This window comes from Actinokineospora lacus (assembly GCF_053813445.1).
In genome coordinates this window covers 390,198-405,474 of sequence record NZ_JBQERA010000002.1, presented here as the reverse complement: position 1 = coordinate 405,474, position 15,277 = coordinate 390,198, and the positions used below count along the sequence as shown (strand labels likewise).

At 69.8% G+C, this 15,277-nt stretch carries 14 protein-coding genes, 1 tRNA gene and 1 pseudogene; 7 read left to right on the top strand and 9 right to left on the bottom strand.

Annotated features, from left to right (window positions below; translation table 11 throughout):
- Nucleotides 1-26 precede the first annotated feature (26 nt).
- Nucleotides 27-1,964 (top strand): glycogen debranching N-terminal domain-containing protein, encoded by a 1,938-nt coding sequence (locus ACTG9Q_RS06175; RefSeq protein ID WP_455571633.1) that lies wholly within the window; start codon nucleotides 27-29, stop codon nucleotides 1,962-1,964.
- Here the strand turns inward: ACTG9Q_RS06175 and ACTG9Q_RS06170 are convergent.
- On the bottom strand, nucleotides 1,961-3,058 hold the full coding sequence (locus ACTG9Q_RS06170; protein ID WP_455571632.1) for an ABC transporter ATP-binding protein: 1,098 nt from the start codon (nucleotides 3,056-3,058) through the stop codon (nucleotides 1,961-1,963). The two genes, ACTG9Q_RS06175 and ACTG9Q_RS06170, sit on opposite strands and share 4 nt — an antisense overlap.
- 282 nt (nucleotides 3,059-3,340) lie before the next feature.
- Here ACTG9Q_RS06170 and ACTG9Q_RS06165 point away from each other — a divergent pair, with 282 nt between their 5' ends.
- From ACTG9Q_RS06165 to ACTG9Q_RS06140, 6 genes and pseudogenes are all read left to right on the top strand, one after another.
- Nucleotides 3,341-4,654 (top strand): ABC transporter substrate-binding protein, encoded by a 1,314-nt coding sequence (locus tag ACTG9Q_RS06165; RefSeq protein ID WP_455571631.1) that lies wholly within the window; start codon nucleotides 3,341-3,343, stop codon nucleotides 4,652-4,654.
- 62 nt (nucleotides 4,655-4,716) lie between these two features.
- Nucleotides 4,717-5,691 carry a carbohydrate ABC transporter permease gene (locus tag ACTG9Q_RS06160; protein ID WP_455571630.1) on the top strand — a complete coding sequence of 325 codons (975 nt, stop codon included), beginning with the start codon at nucleotides 4,717-4,719 and terminating at the stop codon, nucleotides 5,689-5,691.
- Nucleotides 5,688-6,512: a carbohydrate ABC transporter permease gene (locus ACTG9Q_RS06155; protein WP_455571629.1), complete on the top strand. Its 825-nt coding sequence runs from the start codon at nucleotides 5,688-5,690 to the stop codon at nucleotides 6,510-6,512. The genes ACTG9Q_RS06160 and ACTG9Q_RS06155 overlap by 4 nt, the downstream gene beginning before the upstream one ends.
- Nucleotides 6,513-6,577: 65 nt before the next feature.
- Nucleotides 6,578-6,649 (top strand) — tRNA-Arg (locus ACTG9Q_RS06150).
- Nucleotides 6,650-7,319: 670 nt separating this feature from the next.
- A pseudogene (locus ACTG9Q_RS06145) lies at nucleotides 7,320-7,424 on the top strand (hypothetical protein); the annotation flags it as partial.
- Nucleotides 7,425-7,430: 6 nt separating this feature from the next.
- On the top strand, nucleotides 7,431-8,936 hold the full coding sequence (locus tag ACTG9Q_RS06140; protein ID WP_455572023.1) for a molybdopterin-dependent oxidoreductase: 1,506 nt from the start codon (nucleotides 7,431-7,433) through the stop codon (nucleotides 8,934-8,936).
- Nucleotides 8,937-10,106: 1,170 nt separating this feature from the next.
- Here the strand turns inward: ACTG9Q_RS06140 and cas2e are convergent.
- The 8 genes from cas2e to ACTG9Q_RS06100 form a co-directional block, all read right to left on the bottom strand.
- Nucleotides 10,107-10,505, bottom strand: coding sequence for a type I-E CRISPR-associated endoribonuclease Cas2e (gene cas2e, locus ACTG9Q_RS06135; RefSeq protein ID WP_455571628.1), 399 nt, complete (start codon nucleotides 10,503-10,505; stop codon nucleotides 10,107-10,109).
- The gene (locus tag ACTG9Q_RS06130) at nucleotides 10,502-10,864 is read right to left on the bottom strand and encodes a hypothetical protein (RefSeq protein WP_455571627.1); all 363 of its coding nucleotides are present in this window, start codon (nucleotides 10,862-10,864) and stop codon (nucleotides 10,502-10,504) included. The genes cas2e and ACTG9Q_RS06130 overlap by 4 nt, the downstream gene beginning before the upstream one ends.
- Before the next feature lie 374 nt (nucleotides 10,865-11,238).
- Nucleotides 11,239-11,730, bottom strand: a complete 492-nt coding sequence (locus ACTG9Q_RS06125) for a S26 family signal peptidase (RefSeq protein WP_455571626.1) — start codon at nucleotides 11,728-11,730, stop codon at nucleotides 11,239-11,241.
- Nucleotides 11,727-13,565, bottom strand: a complete 1,839-nt coding sequence (locus ACTG9Q_RS06120) for an ABC transporter ATP-binding protein (protein ID WP_455571625.1) — start codon at nucleotides 13,563-13,565, stop codon at nucleotides 11,727-11,729. Before ACTG9Q_RS06120 ends, ACTG9Q_RS06125 begins: the two co-directional genes overlap by 4 nt.
- Nucleotides 13,562-14,098 (bottom strand): TlpA disulfide reductase family protein, encoded by a 537-nt coding sequence (locus ACTG9Q_RS06115; RefSeq protein WP_455571624.1) that lies wholly within the window; start codon nucleotides 14,096-14,098, stop codon nucleotides 13,562-13,564. Before ACTG9Q_RS06115 ends, ACTG9Q_RS06120 begins: the two co-directional genes overlap by 4 nt.
- Nucleotides 14,095-14,646, bottom strand: a complete 552-nt coding sequence (locus ACTG9Q_RS06110; protein ID WP_455571623.1) for a MauE/DoxX family redox-associated membrane protein — start codon at nucleotides 14,644-14,646, stop codon at nucleotides 14,095-14,097. Before ACTG9Q_RS06110 ends, ACTG9Q_RS06115 begins: the two co-directional genes overlap by 4 nt.
- Nucleotides 14,647-14,787: 141 nt before the next feature.
- Nucleotides 14,788-14,976, bottom strand: a complete 189-nt coding sequence (locus ACTG9Q_RS06105; RefSeq protein WP_455571622.1) for a hypothetical protein — start codon at nucleotides 14,974-14,976, stop codon at nucleotides 14,788-14,790.
- 29 nt (nucleotides 14,977-15,005) lie between these two features.
- Nucleotides 15,006-15,149 carry a hypothetical protein gene (locus ACTG9Q_RS06100; RefSeq protein WP_455571621.1) on the bottom strand — a complete coding sequence of 48 codons (144 nt, stop codon included), beginning with the start codon at nucleotides 15,147-15,149 and terminating at the stop codon, nucleotides 15,006-15,008.
- Nucleotides 15,150-15,277 lie beyond the last annotated feature (128 nt).

Genomic DNA, 15,277 nt, shown 5'->3' with positions numbered 1-15,277 from the left:
CCCGGTTCTGCGCCACACTGGGAACCATGAGGCACCCACTCGTCCACGACCTGGTGATCACCACCGCCGCGCCGTCGGTGCTGCTGTCCGGACTGGACGGTCAGCTGCGCGGCACCGGCGCGCACGGGCTGCTGCACGGCGACCGGCGGGTGCTCGCCGGGGCCGTGCTCACCGTCGCGGACCAGGAGCCCGAGGTCATCACCGGCGGGCGCGAGGGGTACCTGGGGCTGCTGCGGGGGCTGGACACCGGGCCCGACCCGGTGGCGCGGGTCTGGCGGCGGCGGACGCTGCGGGCCGGGAGGCTGACCGAGCGGCTGGCGCTGGAGCTGCCGCCGGGCGAGCACACCGTGCGCGTCGCGCTGTGGGCGGACTTCGCGGGCGTGGAGCACGTGCGGTCCGGGGTCGAGGGCGCCGCGGTGCGCCCGGCGGCCGACGGGTGGTCCGCGCGCGGGCTGCGGGTGCGGGTCTCCGCGCCCGGGGCGGAGATGTCGGTCCAGGGCGACGACCTCGTCCTGCGCTGGACGGTGCCCGGCTCGTCGGATCTGGAGTGGACGGTGCAGGTGGAGGACCCCGAGGCGGTGTTCTCCCCGGGCGCTGCCGTTGTGCCGCAACCGGTTGTGGTGGCCGACGACCCGCGCGTGGCGGCGGTGCTGCGCCGCGCGGTGGACGACCTGAACTCGCTGGTGCTCTCCGACGGCCCCGACGCCTTCGCCGCCGCGGGCGCGCCCTGGTACCTGACCCTGTTCGGCCGCGACAGCCTGTGGGCCGCGCGCCTCGGCCTGCCGTGGACCACCGCCCTCGCCGGGTCGACGCTGCGGGTCCTGGCCCGGCTGCGCGGCACCCGGCACGACCCGGCCACCGGCGAGGCGCCGGGCAAGATCCCCCACGAGCGCCGCCGCGCCGGTTTCCGGCTCGGCGACATGGTGCTGCCCCCGCTGTACTACGGAACCGTCGACGCCACCGCGCTGTGGGTGTGCCTGCTGCGCGACGCCTGGCGGGCCGGGCTGCCCGAGGCCGAGGTCCGCGACCTGCTGCCCGCCCTGGCCGACACGCTCGGCTGGATCACCGCGACCGAGGGCTTCCCCCGCTACGTCGACGAGACCGGCCACGGCCTGGCCAACCAGGGCTGGAAGGACTCCGCCGACGCGGTCCGCTTCGCCGACGGCCGCTTCGCCGAGGCGCCCATCGCGCTGGCCGAGGTCCAGGGGTACCACTACGAAGCGCTGCGCGCGGGCGCCGACCTGCTCGACGCCTTCGGCGGCGACGCGCGCGGTCTCCGCGAGCGCGCCGACGAGCTGGCCGGGCTGTTCCGGGCCCGCTTCTGGGTCGACGGCGTCCCCGCGCTGGCGCTGGACGCCCACGACGCCCCGGTGGACGCCCCCGCCAGCAACATGGCCCACTTGCTGGGCACCGGCCTGCTCGACGCCGCCGAGTCCGCCGTCGTCGCCGCGCGGCTCGCCGAGCCCGACCTCACCAGCGGCTACGGATTGCGCACCATGTCAACGGAAGCGGCCGCGTACTCGCCGCTGAGCTACCACTGCGGGTCGGTCTGGCCGCACGACACCGCCGTCGCCGTGCGCGGCCTGGCGCTGGCCGGGTTCCCCGGCCAGGCGGCGGATCTGGGCACACAGCTGCTGCGCGCGGGCGCGGCCGTCGGGGAGATTCCGGAGCTCTACGCCGGATACGGCGCCGACGAGGTCGCGCGCCCGATCCCCTACCCGGCCTCGTGCAGGCCGCAGGCGTGGTCGTCGGCCTCGGCGCTCACGGTGCTGAAGGTGTTGCTGGGACTGGAGGTCGACGTGCCGAACCGGCACATCGCCATCCGCCCGCCCCGACCGATGCCGGTCGGGGCGCTCGCGGTGTCCGGCGTGCCGCTGCCCGGCGGCCACCTGGCTGTCCAGGTGGACCGGGACGGCGCGGTGCTCGACGTCGCAGCACCGCCCGGATACCGCGTGACGGCCTAGATCATGCGTTCGCCGGTCTCCGGGTGGAACAGGTGGATCTCCTCGGGGTGCCGGACCGAGACGCGCACGACCTGGCCCAGCGCGGGCGGGGTGCGCCCGTCGACCCGCATGACCATGCGGGAGCCGGACTCACCGGTGATGGTGCCGTGCACGAGCGCGTCGGCGCCCAGCTCCTCGACCAGCTCGACGGTCAGGTCGAACGCCTGCGCGGTGTCGTGCGGGGCCAGGCCCAGCGACTCCGGGCGGATGCCGAGGGTCACCGTCTGCAGGTTCGCCTTGGCGATGGCGTTGAACGCCTCGCGGGTCAGCGGCACGTTCAGGCCGCCGAGCAGCACGCCGTTGCCCGCGACGCGCGCGTCGCGCAGGTTCATCGCCGGGCTGCCGATGAAACCGGCGACGAAGGCGTTGGCGGGCGAGTCGTAGAGCGCGCGCGGGGTGTCGCACTGCTGGAGCAGGCCGTCCTTGAGCACGGCGACCCGGTGGCCCATCGTCATGGCCTCGACCTGGTCGTGCGTCACGTAGATGGTCGTGGTGCCCAGCCGCCGCTGCAGCGCGGCGATGTTGGCGCGGGTCTCCACGCGCAGCTTGGCGTCGAGGTTCGACAGCGGCTCGTCCATGAGGAAGACCGCGGGGTCGCGCACGATGGCCCGGCCCATGGCGACGCGCTGGCGCTGGCCGCCGGAGAGCGCCTTCGGCTTGCGGGCCAGGTACTTCTCCAGGTCGAGGAGCTTGGCCGCCTCGGTGACCTTCTCCGCGATCTCCGTCTTGGGCAGCCCCTGCAGCTTCAGCGCGAAGCCCATGTTCTGCGCGACGGTCATGTGCGGGTAGAGCGCGTAGGACTGGAACACCATCGCGATGTCGCGGCCCTTCGGCGGGACGTGGGTGACGTCGCGCTCGCCGATGCGGATGGTGCCCTCGTCGATGTCCTCAAGACCGGCCAGCATCCGCAGCGCTGTCGACTTGCCCGACCCCGACGGGCCGACCAGCACCAGGAACTCCCCGTCCTCGACGGACAACTCGAGTCGGTCGACCGCCCGGACCGGCGGGGACCCCGCGTAAACCCGCGACGCTGACTCGTACCGGACCTCGGCCACCTCATCCTCCTAGCGTGTGGGCCGTGAATGGATTCAGACGGCTCAGTCGGACAGCATGCCTCACCGGGGCCCGCAACACCAGAGCCTGGTGACAGCGGATCACGGACAGCGTCAAGAATCGGTAACGAACAGATACTGGGCGGTACCGACCGCACCGCCGGAGGTGCACAGTGCCTCACACCGCGACGGAGCGATCGGCGTTCATGCGCCACCGCCCCGTCTCTGAACCGATTCACATATGGAGGCGCCGTGCCGACGCACCGGGCAGTAGGGACCACTCCCGTGCGCAATACCCTCCGCTCCGCCGCAGTCCGTTTCGCCGCTATCGCCACCGTTGTCGCCACCGCGGCGGCTTGTGGGTCTTCCGACCCCGAGCCCGCGGCGCAGGGCAACGGCGATCAGCCCGCCGCCCTCGAAGGCGTCGGCCCGATCTCCCTGGCGACCGGCAAGGACACGTCGGGAAACCTGCAGAAGCAGGTGGACGAGTGGAACAGCAAGCACCCTGACCAGAAGGTCACCGTCATCGAGCTGCCCGAGAGCGCCGACGCGCAGCGGCAGCAGATGGTGCAGAACGCCCAGACCAAGTCCGACGCCTACGCGGTGCTCAACCTCGACGTCGTCTGGACCGCGGAGTTCGCCGCCAACCAGTGGGTCGCCCCGCTGCCGGAGGCCGAGTTCCCGATGGACAAGCTCCTCCCGGCGACCGTCGAGACGGGCAAGTACTTCAACAAGCTCTACTCGGTGCCGACCACCTCCGACGGTGGCCTGCTCTACTACCGCAAGGACCTCGTCGAGGCCGCGGGCGCGCAGCCGCCGAAGACCTGGGCGGAGATGGCCGCGACCTGCGAGAAGATCAAGGCCAAGCCGGAGAACGCCAAGCTGTCCTGCTACGCGGGCCAGTTCGAGAAGTACGAGGGCCTGACGGTCAACTTCAGCGAGGCCGTCAACTCCGCGGGCGGCGACGTCGTCGGCGAGGACGGCAAGCCCAACGTCAACACCGAGGAAGCCCGCAAGGGCCTGGAGTTCCTGGTCGAGGGCGTCAAGTCCGGGATGATCCCGGACAAGGCGCGCACGTACAAGGAGGAGGAGGGCCGCCGCGCCTTCCAGGCCGGTGAGCTGATCTTCCACCGCCAGTGGCCCTACCAGTACGCGCTGGCCTCGGCGACCGACGGCTCCTCCAAGGTGGCCGAGAAGTTCGACGTGGCCCCGCTGCCCGGCCTCGACGGCCCCGGCGCCTCCACCCTCGGTGGCCACAACTACGCCATCAGCGCCTTCACGCCGAACAAGAAGACGGCGCTGGACTTCATCAAGTACATGGTCGACGAGCCGCAGCAGCGGGCCAACCTGGAAGCCACCTCGCTGGCGCCCACCTGGGCCTCGCTGTACGACGACCCGGCGCTGGTCGCCAAGTTCCCGTACCTGACCGGGCTCAAGGCGTCCATCGAGAACGCCGAGAAGCGCCCCGCCGTGGTCAAGTACCAGGAAGTCTCCACCGCGATCCAGGAGGCCGCCTACTCCGCCATGAGCGGCAAGGTCGCCCCGGCCGACGCGCTGGCGACCCTGCAGACCAAATTGGAACAACTGACCGCCAGCTGATCGACGTCGGGCGGTCTCGGGGGAGTTTCTCCCCTGGGGCCGCCCGCTTTCATGGAGGACCAATGACCACAACGGTCGGCGCTCCAGTCGATCCCAAACCGGAGGCGGCCCCGACACGCGCGGGCCGCCGGGCCGGGGTCGGTCGGCTGGCCGCGCTCCTCGTCTCCCCCACCCTCATCGTCCTGGCCCTGGTCGTCGGCTACCCGATCATCTCCGCGATCCGGCTCGCCTTCTACCGGCGCAGCGACGGGATCGACCCGGAGACGGGCATCCTGATCAAGGGCGACGAGTTCGTCGGGCTGGACAACTTCCTCGACATGTTCACGGGCGACACGGGCGCCCGGTTCCTCAACGCCCTCTACAACACCACCACGTTCACCATCGTCGCGGTCGTCCTGGAGGTCGTGATCGGCGTCCTGATGGCGCTGATCATGCACAAGGCGTTCCGCGGCCGCGCCCTGGTCCGCGCCAGCATCCTGGTCCCGTGGGCCGTGCCGACCGCGATCGCCGGTCTGCTGTGGCGCTGGATCTTCCAGGCCGACGGCGTCGCCAACAACCTGCTGCCCGGCAGCCCCGTGCTGTGGACCGCCGACGGCCCGCCCGCGTGGCTGGCCGTGGTCATCGCCGACACCTGGAAGACCGCGCCGTTCATCGGGCTGCTGGTGCTGGCGGGCCTGCAGGTCATCTCCACCGAGGTCTACGAGGCGGCCAAGCTCGACGGCGCGACCCCGTGGAAGACCTTCTGGTCGATCACCCTGCCGCTGGTCAAGCCCGCCCTGCTGGTCGCGGTCCTGTTCCGCATCCTCGACACGCTGCGGATGTTCGACCTGCCCTACACCCTGATCGGGCCGGGCAAGGACTCCACGGACACGGTGACCGTCCTGGCGTTCGAGGAAGCGGTGAAGTTCGGCAACTACGGCCAGGCGTCGGCGTACTCGGTGGTGCTGTTCATCTACGTCTCCACCGTCGCGTTCGTCTTCGTCAAGCTGCTCGGCGCCGACGTCATCGGGGCGAGGACGGGGAGGACGCGTCCATGACCAAGGCCCGTGCCTGGCTGCCGTACCTCGGCATCGCGGCGATCGTGCTGTACTGCCTCGCGCCGTTCTACTGGATGGTCGTCTCCAGCTTCCGGCGCACGTCGGACCTGTTCGACAGCTCCCCGCTGCCGAACCCGATGAGCCTGGAGAGCTACGAGGCGGCGTTCTCCCCGAACAACGGGTTCCTCAGGGCCCTCGGGAACAGCTTCATCGTGGCGGGCGTGACCACGGTGGCGGTGCTGATCATCGGCATCCTCACCGCCTACGCCCTGGCGAGGCTCGACTTCAAGTTCAAGAACCTCGTCCTCACGGTGATCATCACCACCGCGATGTTCCCCGGCATCTCCCTGCTGGTCCCGCTGCTGGAGCTCTTCGGAGCCATCGACTGGATCAACACCTACCAGGCGATGATCGTGCCCAGCATGAGCTTCGCCCTCCCCCTGGCGGTCTGGAACCTCACGGCCTTCTTCCGCCAGATGCCCACCGAACTGGAGGAAGCCGCCCAGATCGACGGCTGCACCCCGGCCCAGGCCTTCCGAAAGGTCATCCTCCCCCTGGCCGCCCCAGGCGTGTTCACCACCGCGATCATCACCTTCATCGCCGCGTGGAACGAGTTCATCATCGCCCTGTCGATGGTGAACAAGCAGGAGCTGAAGACGGCCCCGGTGATCACCTCCCAGTTCACCGGCCAAACCAACTTCGACGCCCCCTTCGGCACCCAGATGGCCGCGGGCGTGATCGTCACGATCCCCCTGGTCATCCTGGTCCTCATCTTCCAACGCCGCATCGTCGCAGGCCTAACCGCAGGCGGCGTCAAGTAACCCCCCGTATGGGGGCGGCCCGATTACAACCAGGCCGCCCCCATACGCTAGGCTTCACCGCGTTGGCCCCCGTAGCTCAGGGGATAGAGCACCGCCCTCCGGAGGCGGGAGCGCAGGTTCGAATCCTGCCGGGGGCACTCCACTTGACCAGCACGAAAGCCCGCTGACCAGCGCGAACGCTGACAGCGGGCTTTCGTGTGTCCGGCTGGCTCTGGCTGAGTCCGACCGTCTACGCTGCTCAGGCCAAATACGGGCCAAAGTTTGGACGGGGTTCGGGTCACCAAGCGCGGCGTCGACGCGCTGCCGTATAGCCGCCTGCATACCGTCGAGACACTTGGCGTAGATTCGCAGCACCAGACTCTGGTCGATTTCGAATCCCCAACAACGCCTGAGTCATCGCCAAGCGAGAATGAAGCCGCTTGCCCGAGCACACAAACTGGCATGATTTCGTGTGGAACGCGCAAGTCACCGGAGTACGTGCGGGTTTGGGCGCGGACACCCTGGACGTGTCGGCGTTGCTGGTCGACCTGCTCAACATCGTCTTCTAACTCGCCCTGGTCGGGGCTACTGTGGGTACCACATCGCCCGCCATGCCGCACCGCACGGCACGTCGGGCGGCGGGACGGAGACTCCGCCGATGAGCGACCCCCGCGCGGGGACCTCCCCGCTCGCGCAGCCGGACAACGGCTCTTTTCCGCGAATCGGACGTCGGGTTTCCTCTGCAACACATCACCGTCGCAACGTGAGCAACCCTTGCCCAGGTCGAGAAAAGGTCAGAGGCGGAGTTGATGAATTGTGGAACGACGCATGTCAATCGCGACGCACTGGGGTAGTTTTGTCGCCGTAGTCGATTCCGGTCGGTTGGTGCGAATCGAGCCGAGGCGGGATGACCCCGCGCCATCGCCTATCGGTCCCGGAATGGTGACAGCCGCCGATGACAGCGCCCGCGTGTTGCGCCCCGCGGTGCGCAAGGGCTGGTTGGACGGCGAGCCGCGCGGCCACGGCGCGGCCAGAGGCACGGACGCCTTCGTGGAGGTGAGCTGGGACCAGGCGCTCACGCTGGTGAGCGAGGAGCTCCGTCGAGTCCGTTCACAGCACGGAGACAGCGCGGTGTTCGGCGGCTCCTACGGTTGGGCGAGCGCGGGCAGGTTCCACCACGCGCAGGGACAGCTCCACCGGTTCCTGGCGCTGGGCGGGGGTTACACCGACTCCCGCAACACCTACAGCACCGCGGCTTTGGAGGTCATCCTCCCCCATGTGATCGGCGGGCATCCGTGGAGCTACCAGAGCCGGATGCCGATGTGGGACGAGATAGCCGAGAACTGCGAGCTTGTGGTGGCGTTTGGCGGGCTGGCCCTCAAGAACAGCCAGATCAACCCCGGTGGGCTGGCCAGGCACCAGACGCGGGACCTGCAGCGCCGATGCCGTGAGGCCGGGGTGCGGTTCGTGAACGTCAGCCCCATCCGCAGCGACGTCGCGGACTTCCTCGGCGCCGAATGGCTGCCCGTCATCCCCAACACCGACACCGCCGCGATGCTCGGCATCGCCCACACGATGCTGGTCAACGGGTGGCACGACGAGGACTTCCTCCGCCGGTGCTGCGTCGGGTTCGACCTCTTCGCCTCCTACCTGGTCGGCGAGCTCGATGGCATCCGGAAGGACGCGGCCTGGGCCGCGGAGATCACGGGCATCAGTTCCGAGGTGATCACCGACCTCGCTCGCCGCCTCACCACCCGACGGTCCCTCATCATGGTCAACTACGCGGTGCAGCGGGCAGACCACGGCGAACAACCGATCTGGATGTCCGTCGTGCTGGCCGCCATGGCGGGCTCGATGGGTCGACCTGGCTGCGGTTGGGGCGCGGGTTACGCGACGATGGACGCGACGGGCGTTGTCAAGGACCGCGCCTTCGTGGCGACGATACCGGCGGTTTCCAACCCGGTTCCGGATTTCATCCCGGTTGCCAGGATCGCCGACACCCTGCTGCATCCAGGCGAGGTCATCGACTATGACGGCACGCGCCTCACGTTGCCCGAACTCCGCCTGATCTACTGGTGCGGAGGGAACCCGTTCCACCACCACCAGGACCTCCACCGGTTGACCCGCGCTTGGCAGACCCCTGACACGGTGGTGGTTCACGAAGCCTGGTGGAACACGACGGCCAAGTTCGCGGACATCGTCCTCCCCGTGGCCACCAGCCTGGAGCGTGACGACTTCGCCGCCGGGTTTTCCGACCCCCACCTCGTCGCGATGCCGAAAGTCCGCGAGCCCGCGGGCGAGTCGCGCACCGATCACCAGATTTTCGCCGCCTTGGCCTCCCGGCTCGGAGCGGACGAGCGCGCTTCGCCCTGTTACACAAGCGCATCCCGCTCGACCAGCAGCAACGCCGAAGTCTTCGATCCGCACTTCAGCTCGCTTCGTTGATCACGCAATCGACGACAGATCCGCTCGTTGACCCGAACTGTCTGTCGGACGACACGGTCGCGCTGTGAAACCGCCGAGCCGGGATGCCGTCGTGCGAACGGGTACGGCGGCACCCCGATCGAAGTCAGCCAGGCGGTTGCCGGGCGCGTCGGGGTCGGTGCCGGTGCTATGCCTTCGAGTCACACGTCCTCCGCGGGAGAACATTCCCTGCTCGTCGAACCCGCAGGCACCGGCTACTGAGCACGGAGCCGTACCTCGACCCGCGCAGCCTGGACATCGTCCACCCCGCCGATTGTCAGAGCACCATGACCACCACCTCATCCGCCCTCGGCCCGCTCGTCGCGGTGTACGGCCTTGTCGGACACGACGAGCGGCTCCTGGCCGTCTGCGACCCGGACGCCACGACGTACCGACTGCCCGGCGGACTCGTACACGCCGCGAACCCGTCGAGAACATTCTCCGGCGCATTCTGCGAGAACACCTCGACGGCCACGTCACCCACATGGACTTCTGCTCCGCCGTGGAACTGCCCGGACACCACCCATCGAGATGTCGGCGGTGACGGGCGGCAGGTTTCCGGCTTGCTCATCAGCCAGGTAACGAGTCGCCGCAGCGAGGTTGGATCAGGTTCAGCGCGGCCCTGGTCGAGATGGCGGACCAGGAGGTCGGTGCTACCAGGTGGCCCAGGACTGGGGAGAACGGCGGCGGGTGACCGGGACATCGGGCTGCTGCGCCCGGGGGCCAGTCCGCTTGCCGCTGGGCCGAGCTTGACGCGGGTGTCATTCCTGCGCACGCGGAATTAGTTCGGCATTTATTCAACAAAGGTTGAGAAAAACGGAAAGTGAAGCAGAAACACCCTAGACCGCGCTATCGTCCCTGTTCAGCAAGTGTTCTCCCCGCGCACGCGGGCTGGTCCCCTCCCAAGAAGTCGTGGAAGCGCTCCGGCTCCGTTCTCCCCGCGCACGCGGGGCTGGTCCGGACGCGATCGCTCGCAACTCGGCGTCGGTCGGGTTCTCCCCGCGCACGCGGGGCTGGTCCCCAGAGCCGGGCGACCTCGGCGAACCTGGTCTCGTTCTCTCCGCGCACGCGGGGCTGGTTGCAACTACGACAAACGTCTGCGTCGATTTCGGGTCTCATCGCGTAGGCGGGCGGTCCCGGTAGCGCTGCCGATCACTGTCCGTGGGGGAAGGCTGGTTGTGGTGGTGTGGGTCGATGCCTCGTGTTCGGGGTGTTAGTCGTTTCTGCCGTAGCGGCGGCGTTGCTCCAGCCGGTTTTCTGTTCGGGGCGGGTGGTTTTTGGGTTGGGGCGGAGGATGAGGTGGAGGCCTTCGTGGTCGATGGGGGTCCAGTCGTGGTTGTGGACGGCGAAGTCGAGGCCCTGTTCGTTGTCGGCGGTGAAGACCATGATGGCGCGGCCGGTCTTGGCCATGTCGGTGACGCGGGCCCAGAGCAGGGTGCGGACTCGGGCGGTGATGTTGCCGATGAAGACACCTGGTGAGATCTCCAGGAGCCAGCGGGTGAGGTGGCCGCGCAGGCCGACGGGACAGGCGGTCACGACGATGACGGTCATAAGTCCTCGTCGTAGGAGGTGCCGCCCGCGACGGTGCGGCCGTTGTAGTCCCAGAGCATGACGACGTCCTCGAACGCTTCCGGGCCGTACTCCTGGACCTCGTCGTCGGGGGCGAGGAGGGCTTGGATGTCGCGGACGCAGGTTTCGAGGAACTTGCCGTCCTTCATGACGTCGCGGACGGCGCGGCGGGTGTCGGAGGCGATGTCGGAGGAGCCGCGGGCCGCCATGTCGAAAGCGATGGGCAGGGTGATGTCGGCTTTGTACAGGTCGGCGACGTCGTAGATGAACGAGCGGATATGGCCGGTGTGGACGAACCCGAGGCCGGGGGCGCACCCGAGAGCGACGACGACGGCGTGCACGACGCCGTAGAGGCTGGTGTTGGCCGCGGACAGGGCTTGGTTGACCGGGCTGCCGCTGTCGAAGTCGGTGGGGTTGTAGTCGCGGCGGTCCCATTCGGTGCTCCCCGCGCAGGCGGGGCTGGTCCCGGGCCGCCGCGCAAGTACGTCGTACAGCTACTGTGCTCCCCGCGCAGGCGGGGCTGGTCCGTGGATGACCCGGCCCGAGTAGGTGGGGAACTGGTGCTCCCGCGCAGGCGGGGCTGGTCCCCGTTTGCGCCGCTCGGCCTGCTCCCGGGTCGTGTGCTCCCCGCGTGGGCGGGGCTGGTCCACGCCCACGCGCTGCTATGGCCCCTCTTCCGTGCTTGCCGTGCGAGGTGCTTGCCAATATGGCGCCGTTACGGCTGCTTGGGCCAGGTGTGAGTCGAAGTTGGGGTGGGGTTTGGGTCACCGGGTGCGGCGGTGAGTGGTTGGGGGCGTTTTGGGGGGTTGGTGGTCACTACGCCTAGGAGTAGGTCGGCGTTGAGGTAGCCGAATGTGCGGGAGTCGTAGCTTTCGTTGGGGTTGTCTCCGAGCACCACGAGCCTTGCGGGTGGGACGTGGGAGCCGGGGTAGCGCCACAGCAGGGGTACGGCCTGGCGGGGGATGGGGTCGCCGGGTACGGCGAGGACGCGTTTGACCATCCAGCCTTCCATTGTGGCTCGGGGTCTGCCGAACACCACCACGTCGCCTGGTCGGATGTGGCGTAGGGGGGTTCGGCGGACCAGGACGCGGTCGCCGGGGGACAGATTGGGCAGCATGCTCACCCCCCGCACGTGGACCCGGACCAGCCGGGACCTCAGCCACAGCAGCGCGGCCACGCACAGCGCGGCGGCGATCCACGCCGTCATCCCGCCACCTCCGGTTCCCGGTAGCCGCGCATCTGCAGGCTGTAGAGCCGCGCGTAGAGGCCGCCGCGGTTGAGGAGTTCTTGGTGGTCGCCGGATTCGGTGACGCGGCCGTCGGCGAGGACGGCGATCCGGTCGGCGTCGCGCACGGCGCCGAGGCGGTGGGAGATGAGCACGCTGGTGCGGCCTTCGCGGTGGGTGCGCAACCGGGTGTGCACGTCGTGCTCGGCCTCGGCGTCGAGGCCGGAGCTGGGCTCGTCGAGGATCAGCAGGTCGCGCTGGTCGCGCAGGAACGCCCTAGCCAGGGCGAGCCGCTGCCACTGGCCGCCGGAGAGCACGACGCCGGTGCTCGGGTCGTCCCGGTCGGCGCTGTCGGTGAAGATCCGGCTGAGCATGGTGTCGTAGCCGTGCGGCAGCGTGGCGATGACCGCCCGCGCGCCCGCGCGGTCGGCCGCGTCGTCGAGGCGCCCGGTGTCGCCGAGCGCGGACAGGTCGCCGAGGGCGATGTTCTCCGCCGCGGTGAGGTCGTAGTCCATGTAGTCCTGGAATACCGCGCCGATGCGGCTGCGCAGCTCCTCGACGTCGAACTCCCGCAGATCCGTTCCGTCCCAGCGGATCGAGCCGCGGTCGGGGTCGTAGAGCCTGCACAGCAGCTTGATCACGGTCGACTTGCCCGCCCCGTTGTGCCCGACCAGGGCGGTGGCCGCGCCCGCCGGGATGGTGAGGGAAACGCCGCGCAGCACCCACGGGTGGTCTGGGCTGTAACGGAACCACACGTCGTGGAACTCGATCCCCTGCCGCAGCACGGGAACCGGCCTCGGCCGCGCGGCGACCGCGAGATCGGCCCGCACGGCCCCGACGAACAGGTAGTGGTCGAACAGCAGCAACGCCTGGTGGATCTGCGCGGCCTGGTCGACCCCGGTGGCCAGCGCCGCCTGCACGGCGCCGACAGCGGCGATGAACACGGCGACGTCGCCGACGCCGACCTCGCCCGCGGCCGCCGCCCGCACCACCCACACCAGCCCGAAGCCCGCGATACCCGCCGACAGCACCGCCAGCACGCCCTGCACGCCCACGGCCCGGCGGTCGACCGCGCGCTCGGCCCGGTTCACCGCGCGCAGCTCGGCGACCATCCGAGACCGGAAGAAGGCGCCGAGCCCGAACAGCCGGACTTCCTTGGCCGCGCTGAGACCGGTGAGCAGCTGGGCGTAGAACAGCTCGCGGCGCTGCCAGGGCTCCACCTCCCAGAGCATCCTGGCCCGCTGCCGGGACATCGTGAACTCCGCGACCGCGATGGGCACCGCGCCGACGAGCACGACCAGCGTCACCAGCGGGCTGATCAGCAGCAGCGCACCGGTGAACCCGATGACCGTCAGCGCCCCGCGCACCAGGTCGACAGCGCCCGTCACGACGGCAGGCGGGCTGATCCGGCCCGAGTCCGCGGCCAGCCGCAGCCGGTCGTGGAACGCGGGGTCCTCCAGCGTGGCCAGGCCGTGCAGCCGGTCCAGCGCGCCGAACAGCCGTTCCCTCGCCACGACGCCGGTGGCCCGCTCCAGTTCGGCCCGCAGGTAGCGCTCGAGGTGGAACAGCAGGGCGACGAGCACCCCGGCGGCGGCGATGGCCAGCGCCAGGCCGAGCATCCCGCCGGTCGCGCCCGCCGCGACCCGGTCGAGGATGAGCTTGGTGAGCCAGACGACCGCGACCGGGGCGAGGCCGCCGAGCACGGCGATCAGCAGGTGACCGGCGACCGCGCCGGGGTGCGCCGCCCACGCCAGCCGGACCGCGCCGATCGCCTGCGGGAGACCAGCCCTGGGCGGGCTGTCGACGGGTCCGCTCATGCCTGTTGGTGGATCGGCAAGTCGTCGACGTGGTGGGTGGACTGGCCGACCAGCCCGTCGACGACCACCAGGAACGCCGGAAAAGCGTTGACCCCGAATGCTTTCTGCAGCTCGCCGTGCTCGCGCTCGGAGAACACCGTGCCCACTTCGGACAGTGCGGCGCGGTATCGGGCACCGCCCGCTTCCCCCGCCACGACCGCCACCACCCGCTGCTTGCCACCGGGGAAGTCGTGCGCGTACGACAGGAAGGCAGGCAGCTTCTCCTCACACGCCGGGCAGTCCGGGGTGAAGAACGCGACCAGCGTGGGCGCCACGAGGTCGTCGCGGGTCAGCACGGCCCCGGTGGCGCTGACCGCCGAGAACGGATCGATCCCCGACCCGGGGTCGCGCAGGGTGTTCTCCTCCGGCAGGCCGTTCAGGGCGACGAGGCGGTCGGTGTGGTCGCGCAACCGCCGCACGATGCCCATTGTCAGCACCAGGTTGAGCAGGCACAGCGCGCCGAGCAGCGCGACGGCGGCGTACACCATGGTCATGTCCGGTTCTCCTTCTTCTGATCCGACCGGGGCAGACCCGCGACCAGATAGGTCAGCGAGTCGAAGTTGAGGACGAGCGCGGCCAGGACCAGCGCCGTGACACCGGCCATCGCCAGCCCCAGCGGGTCGCCTGCCCCGACCGGGCCCGCCAGCCCGGTCACCGCCGCCAGCGCCAGGACCGCGTTGCGCGCCAAGTCGCTCGTGCCCACCGGCCGGTCCCCGCCCGAACCGCCGAAGCACCGGCAGGGCGCGCTGCTCCCCCGCCGCAGCGCGAGCGCGATGGCGGCGGTGAACGCGCTCAGCAGCACCAAGGCCGCGGCCAGCCCGACCGCCGCCGTCGCGGGCACGGCCAGCAGCACCACGATCCCGACCTCCGCGGCGACCACAGCGCCCGCGAGCGGCGCGGAGTACCTGCCCGCCAGCGGCGCCAACGCGGCCGTGGCCTGGACGAACGCGGCGAACGCCGCCCTCCCCCGCAGCTTCCCGACCGCCGAGGCGGCGAAGACGAGCACCAACAGGCAGCGAGCGGCGAACACGAGGTAAGCCACAGGGTCCTCCCGTTCTGACGGCCCGCGCCGGGGCCGAGGCCCCGGCGCGGATGTCACACCACTAAGTCGTGTTCAGATGTGGGGGCGGCAGAGTCGTGATCAATCCGGCGGCTATGCCGTGTTCCACATCTGAGACACGACCTAGCAGGGCTCGGCGAACTGGCAGCTCCCGCAGACCCCGTTGCAGCACCGGCGGTACCGCTGGATGCCGTTGAGGCACGCACCGCAGTTCGGGTACGTGCACGCCGCGCTCCCGGCGGCGTCGGCGGTGATCGCCGGGACGAACGCGTCCAGGACCCGTTCCCCCAGCCGTTCCAGAAGACTGATCATTGTCGGATTTCTCCTGGTCCCGTCGCGGATCAGCAGTCGTAGACGAGATTGCAGCCGCCGCACACCCCGTTGTTGCAGTTCTTGTACCTGGCCTGGCGGTTCCTGCAGTAGCAGAAGACGACGGCAGTGGTCCCCATGCCCGCGGCCTGCGCTTCGACAGTCGGGACGACCATGCTCAGCAGACGGTCTCCGAGTTTTCGGACAGCTGACCTCATAAACGTTTCCTTTCGGTGGAAGGACTTCACAAGAACGACGAGATCGGACTTGTCGTCGATGTCGCCACGGTGCGCGGGCGATCGTG

Coding starts and splice junctions, on each gene's coding strand:
- ACTG9Q_RS06120 (WP_455571625.1), bottom strand. CDS start 13,565: ATGAGCGGACCCGTCGACAGCCCGCCCAGGGCTGGTCTCCCGCAGGCG.
- ACTG9Q_RS06140 (WP_455572023.1), top strand. CDS start 7,431: ATGGTGACAGCCGCCGATGACAGCGCCCGCGTGTTGCGCCCCGCGGTG.
- cas2e (WP_455571628.1), bottom strand. CDS start 10,505: ATGACCGTCATCGTCGTGACCGCCTGTCCCGTCGGCCTGCGCGGCCAC.
- ACTG9Q_RS06115 (WP_455571624.1), bottom strand. CDS start 14,098: ATGACCATGGTGTACGCCGCCGTCGCGCTGCTCGGCGCGCTGTGCCTG.
- ACTG9Q_RS06155 (WP_455571629.1), top strand. CDS start 5,688: ATGACCAAGGCCCGTGCCTGGCTGCCGTACCTCGGCATCGCGGCGATC.
- ACTG9Q_RS06105 (WP_455571622.1), bottom strand. CDS start 14,976: ATGATCAGTCTTCTGGAACGGCTGGGGGAACGGGTCCTGGACGCGTTC.
- ACTG9Q_RS06100 (WP_455571621.1), bottom strand. CDS start 15,149: ATGGTCGTCCCGACTGTCGAAGCGCAGGCCGCGGGCATGGGGACCACT.
- ACTG9Q_RS06175 (WP_455571633.1), top strand. CDS start 27: ATGAGGCACCCACTCGTCCACGACCTGGTGATCACCACCGCCGCGCCG.
- ACTG9Q_RS06160 (WP_455571630.1), top strand. CDS start 4,717: ATGACCACAACGGTCGGCGCTCCAGTCGATCCCAAACCGGAGGCGGCC.
- ACTG9Q_RS06125 (WP_455571626.1), bottom strand. CDS start 11,730: ATGACGGCGTGGATCGCCGCCGCGCTGTGCGTGGCCGCGCTGCTGTGG.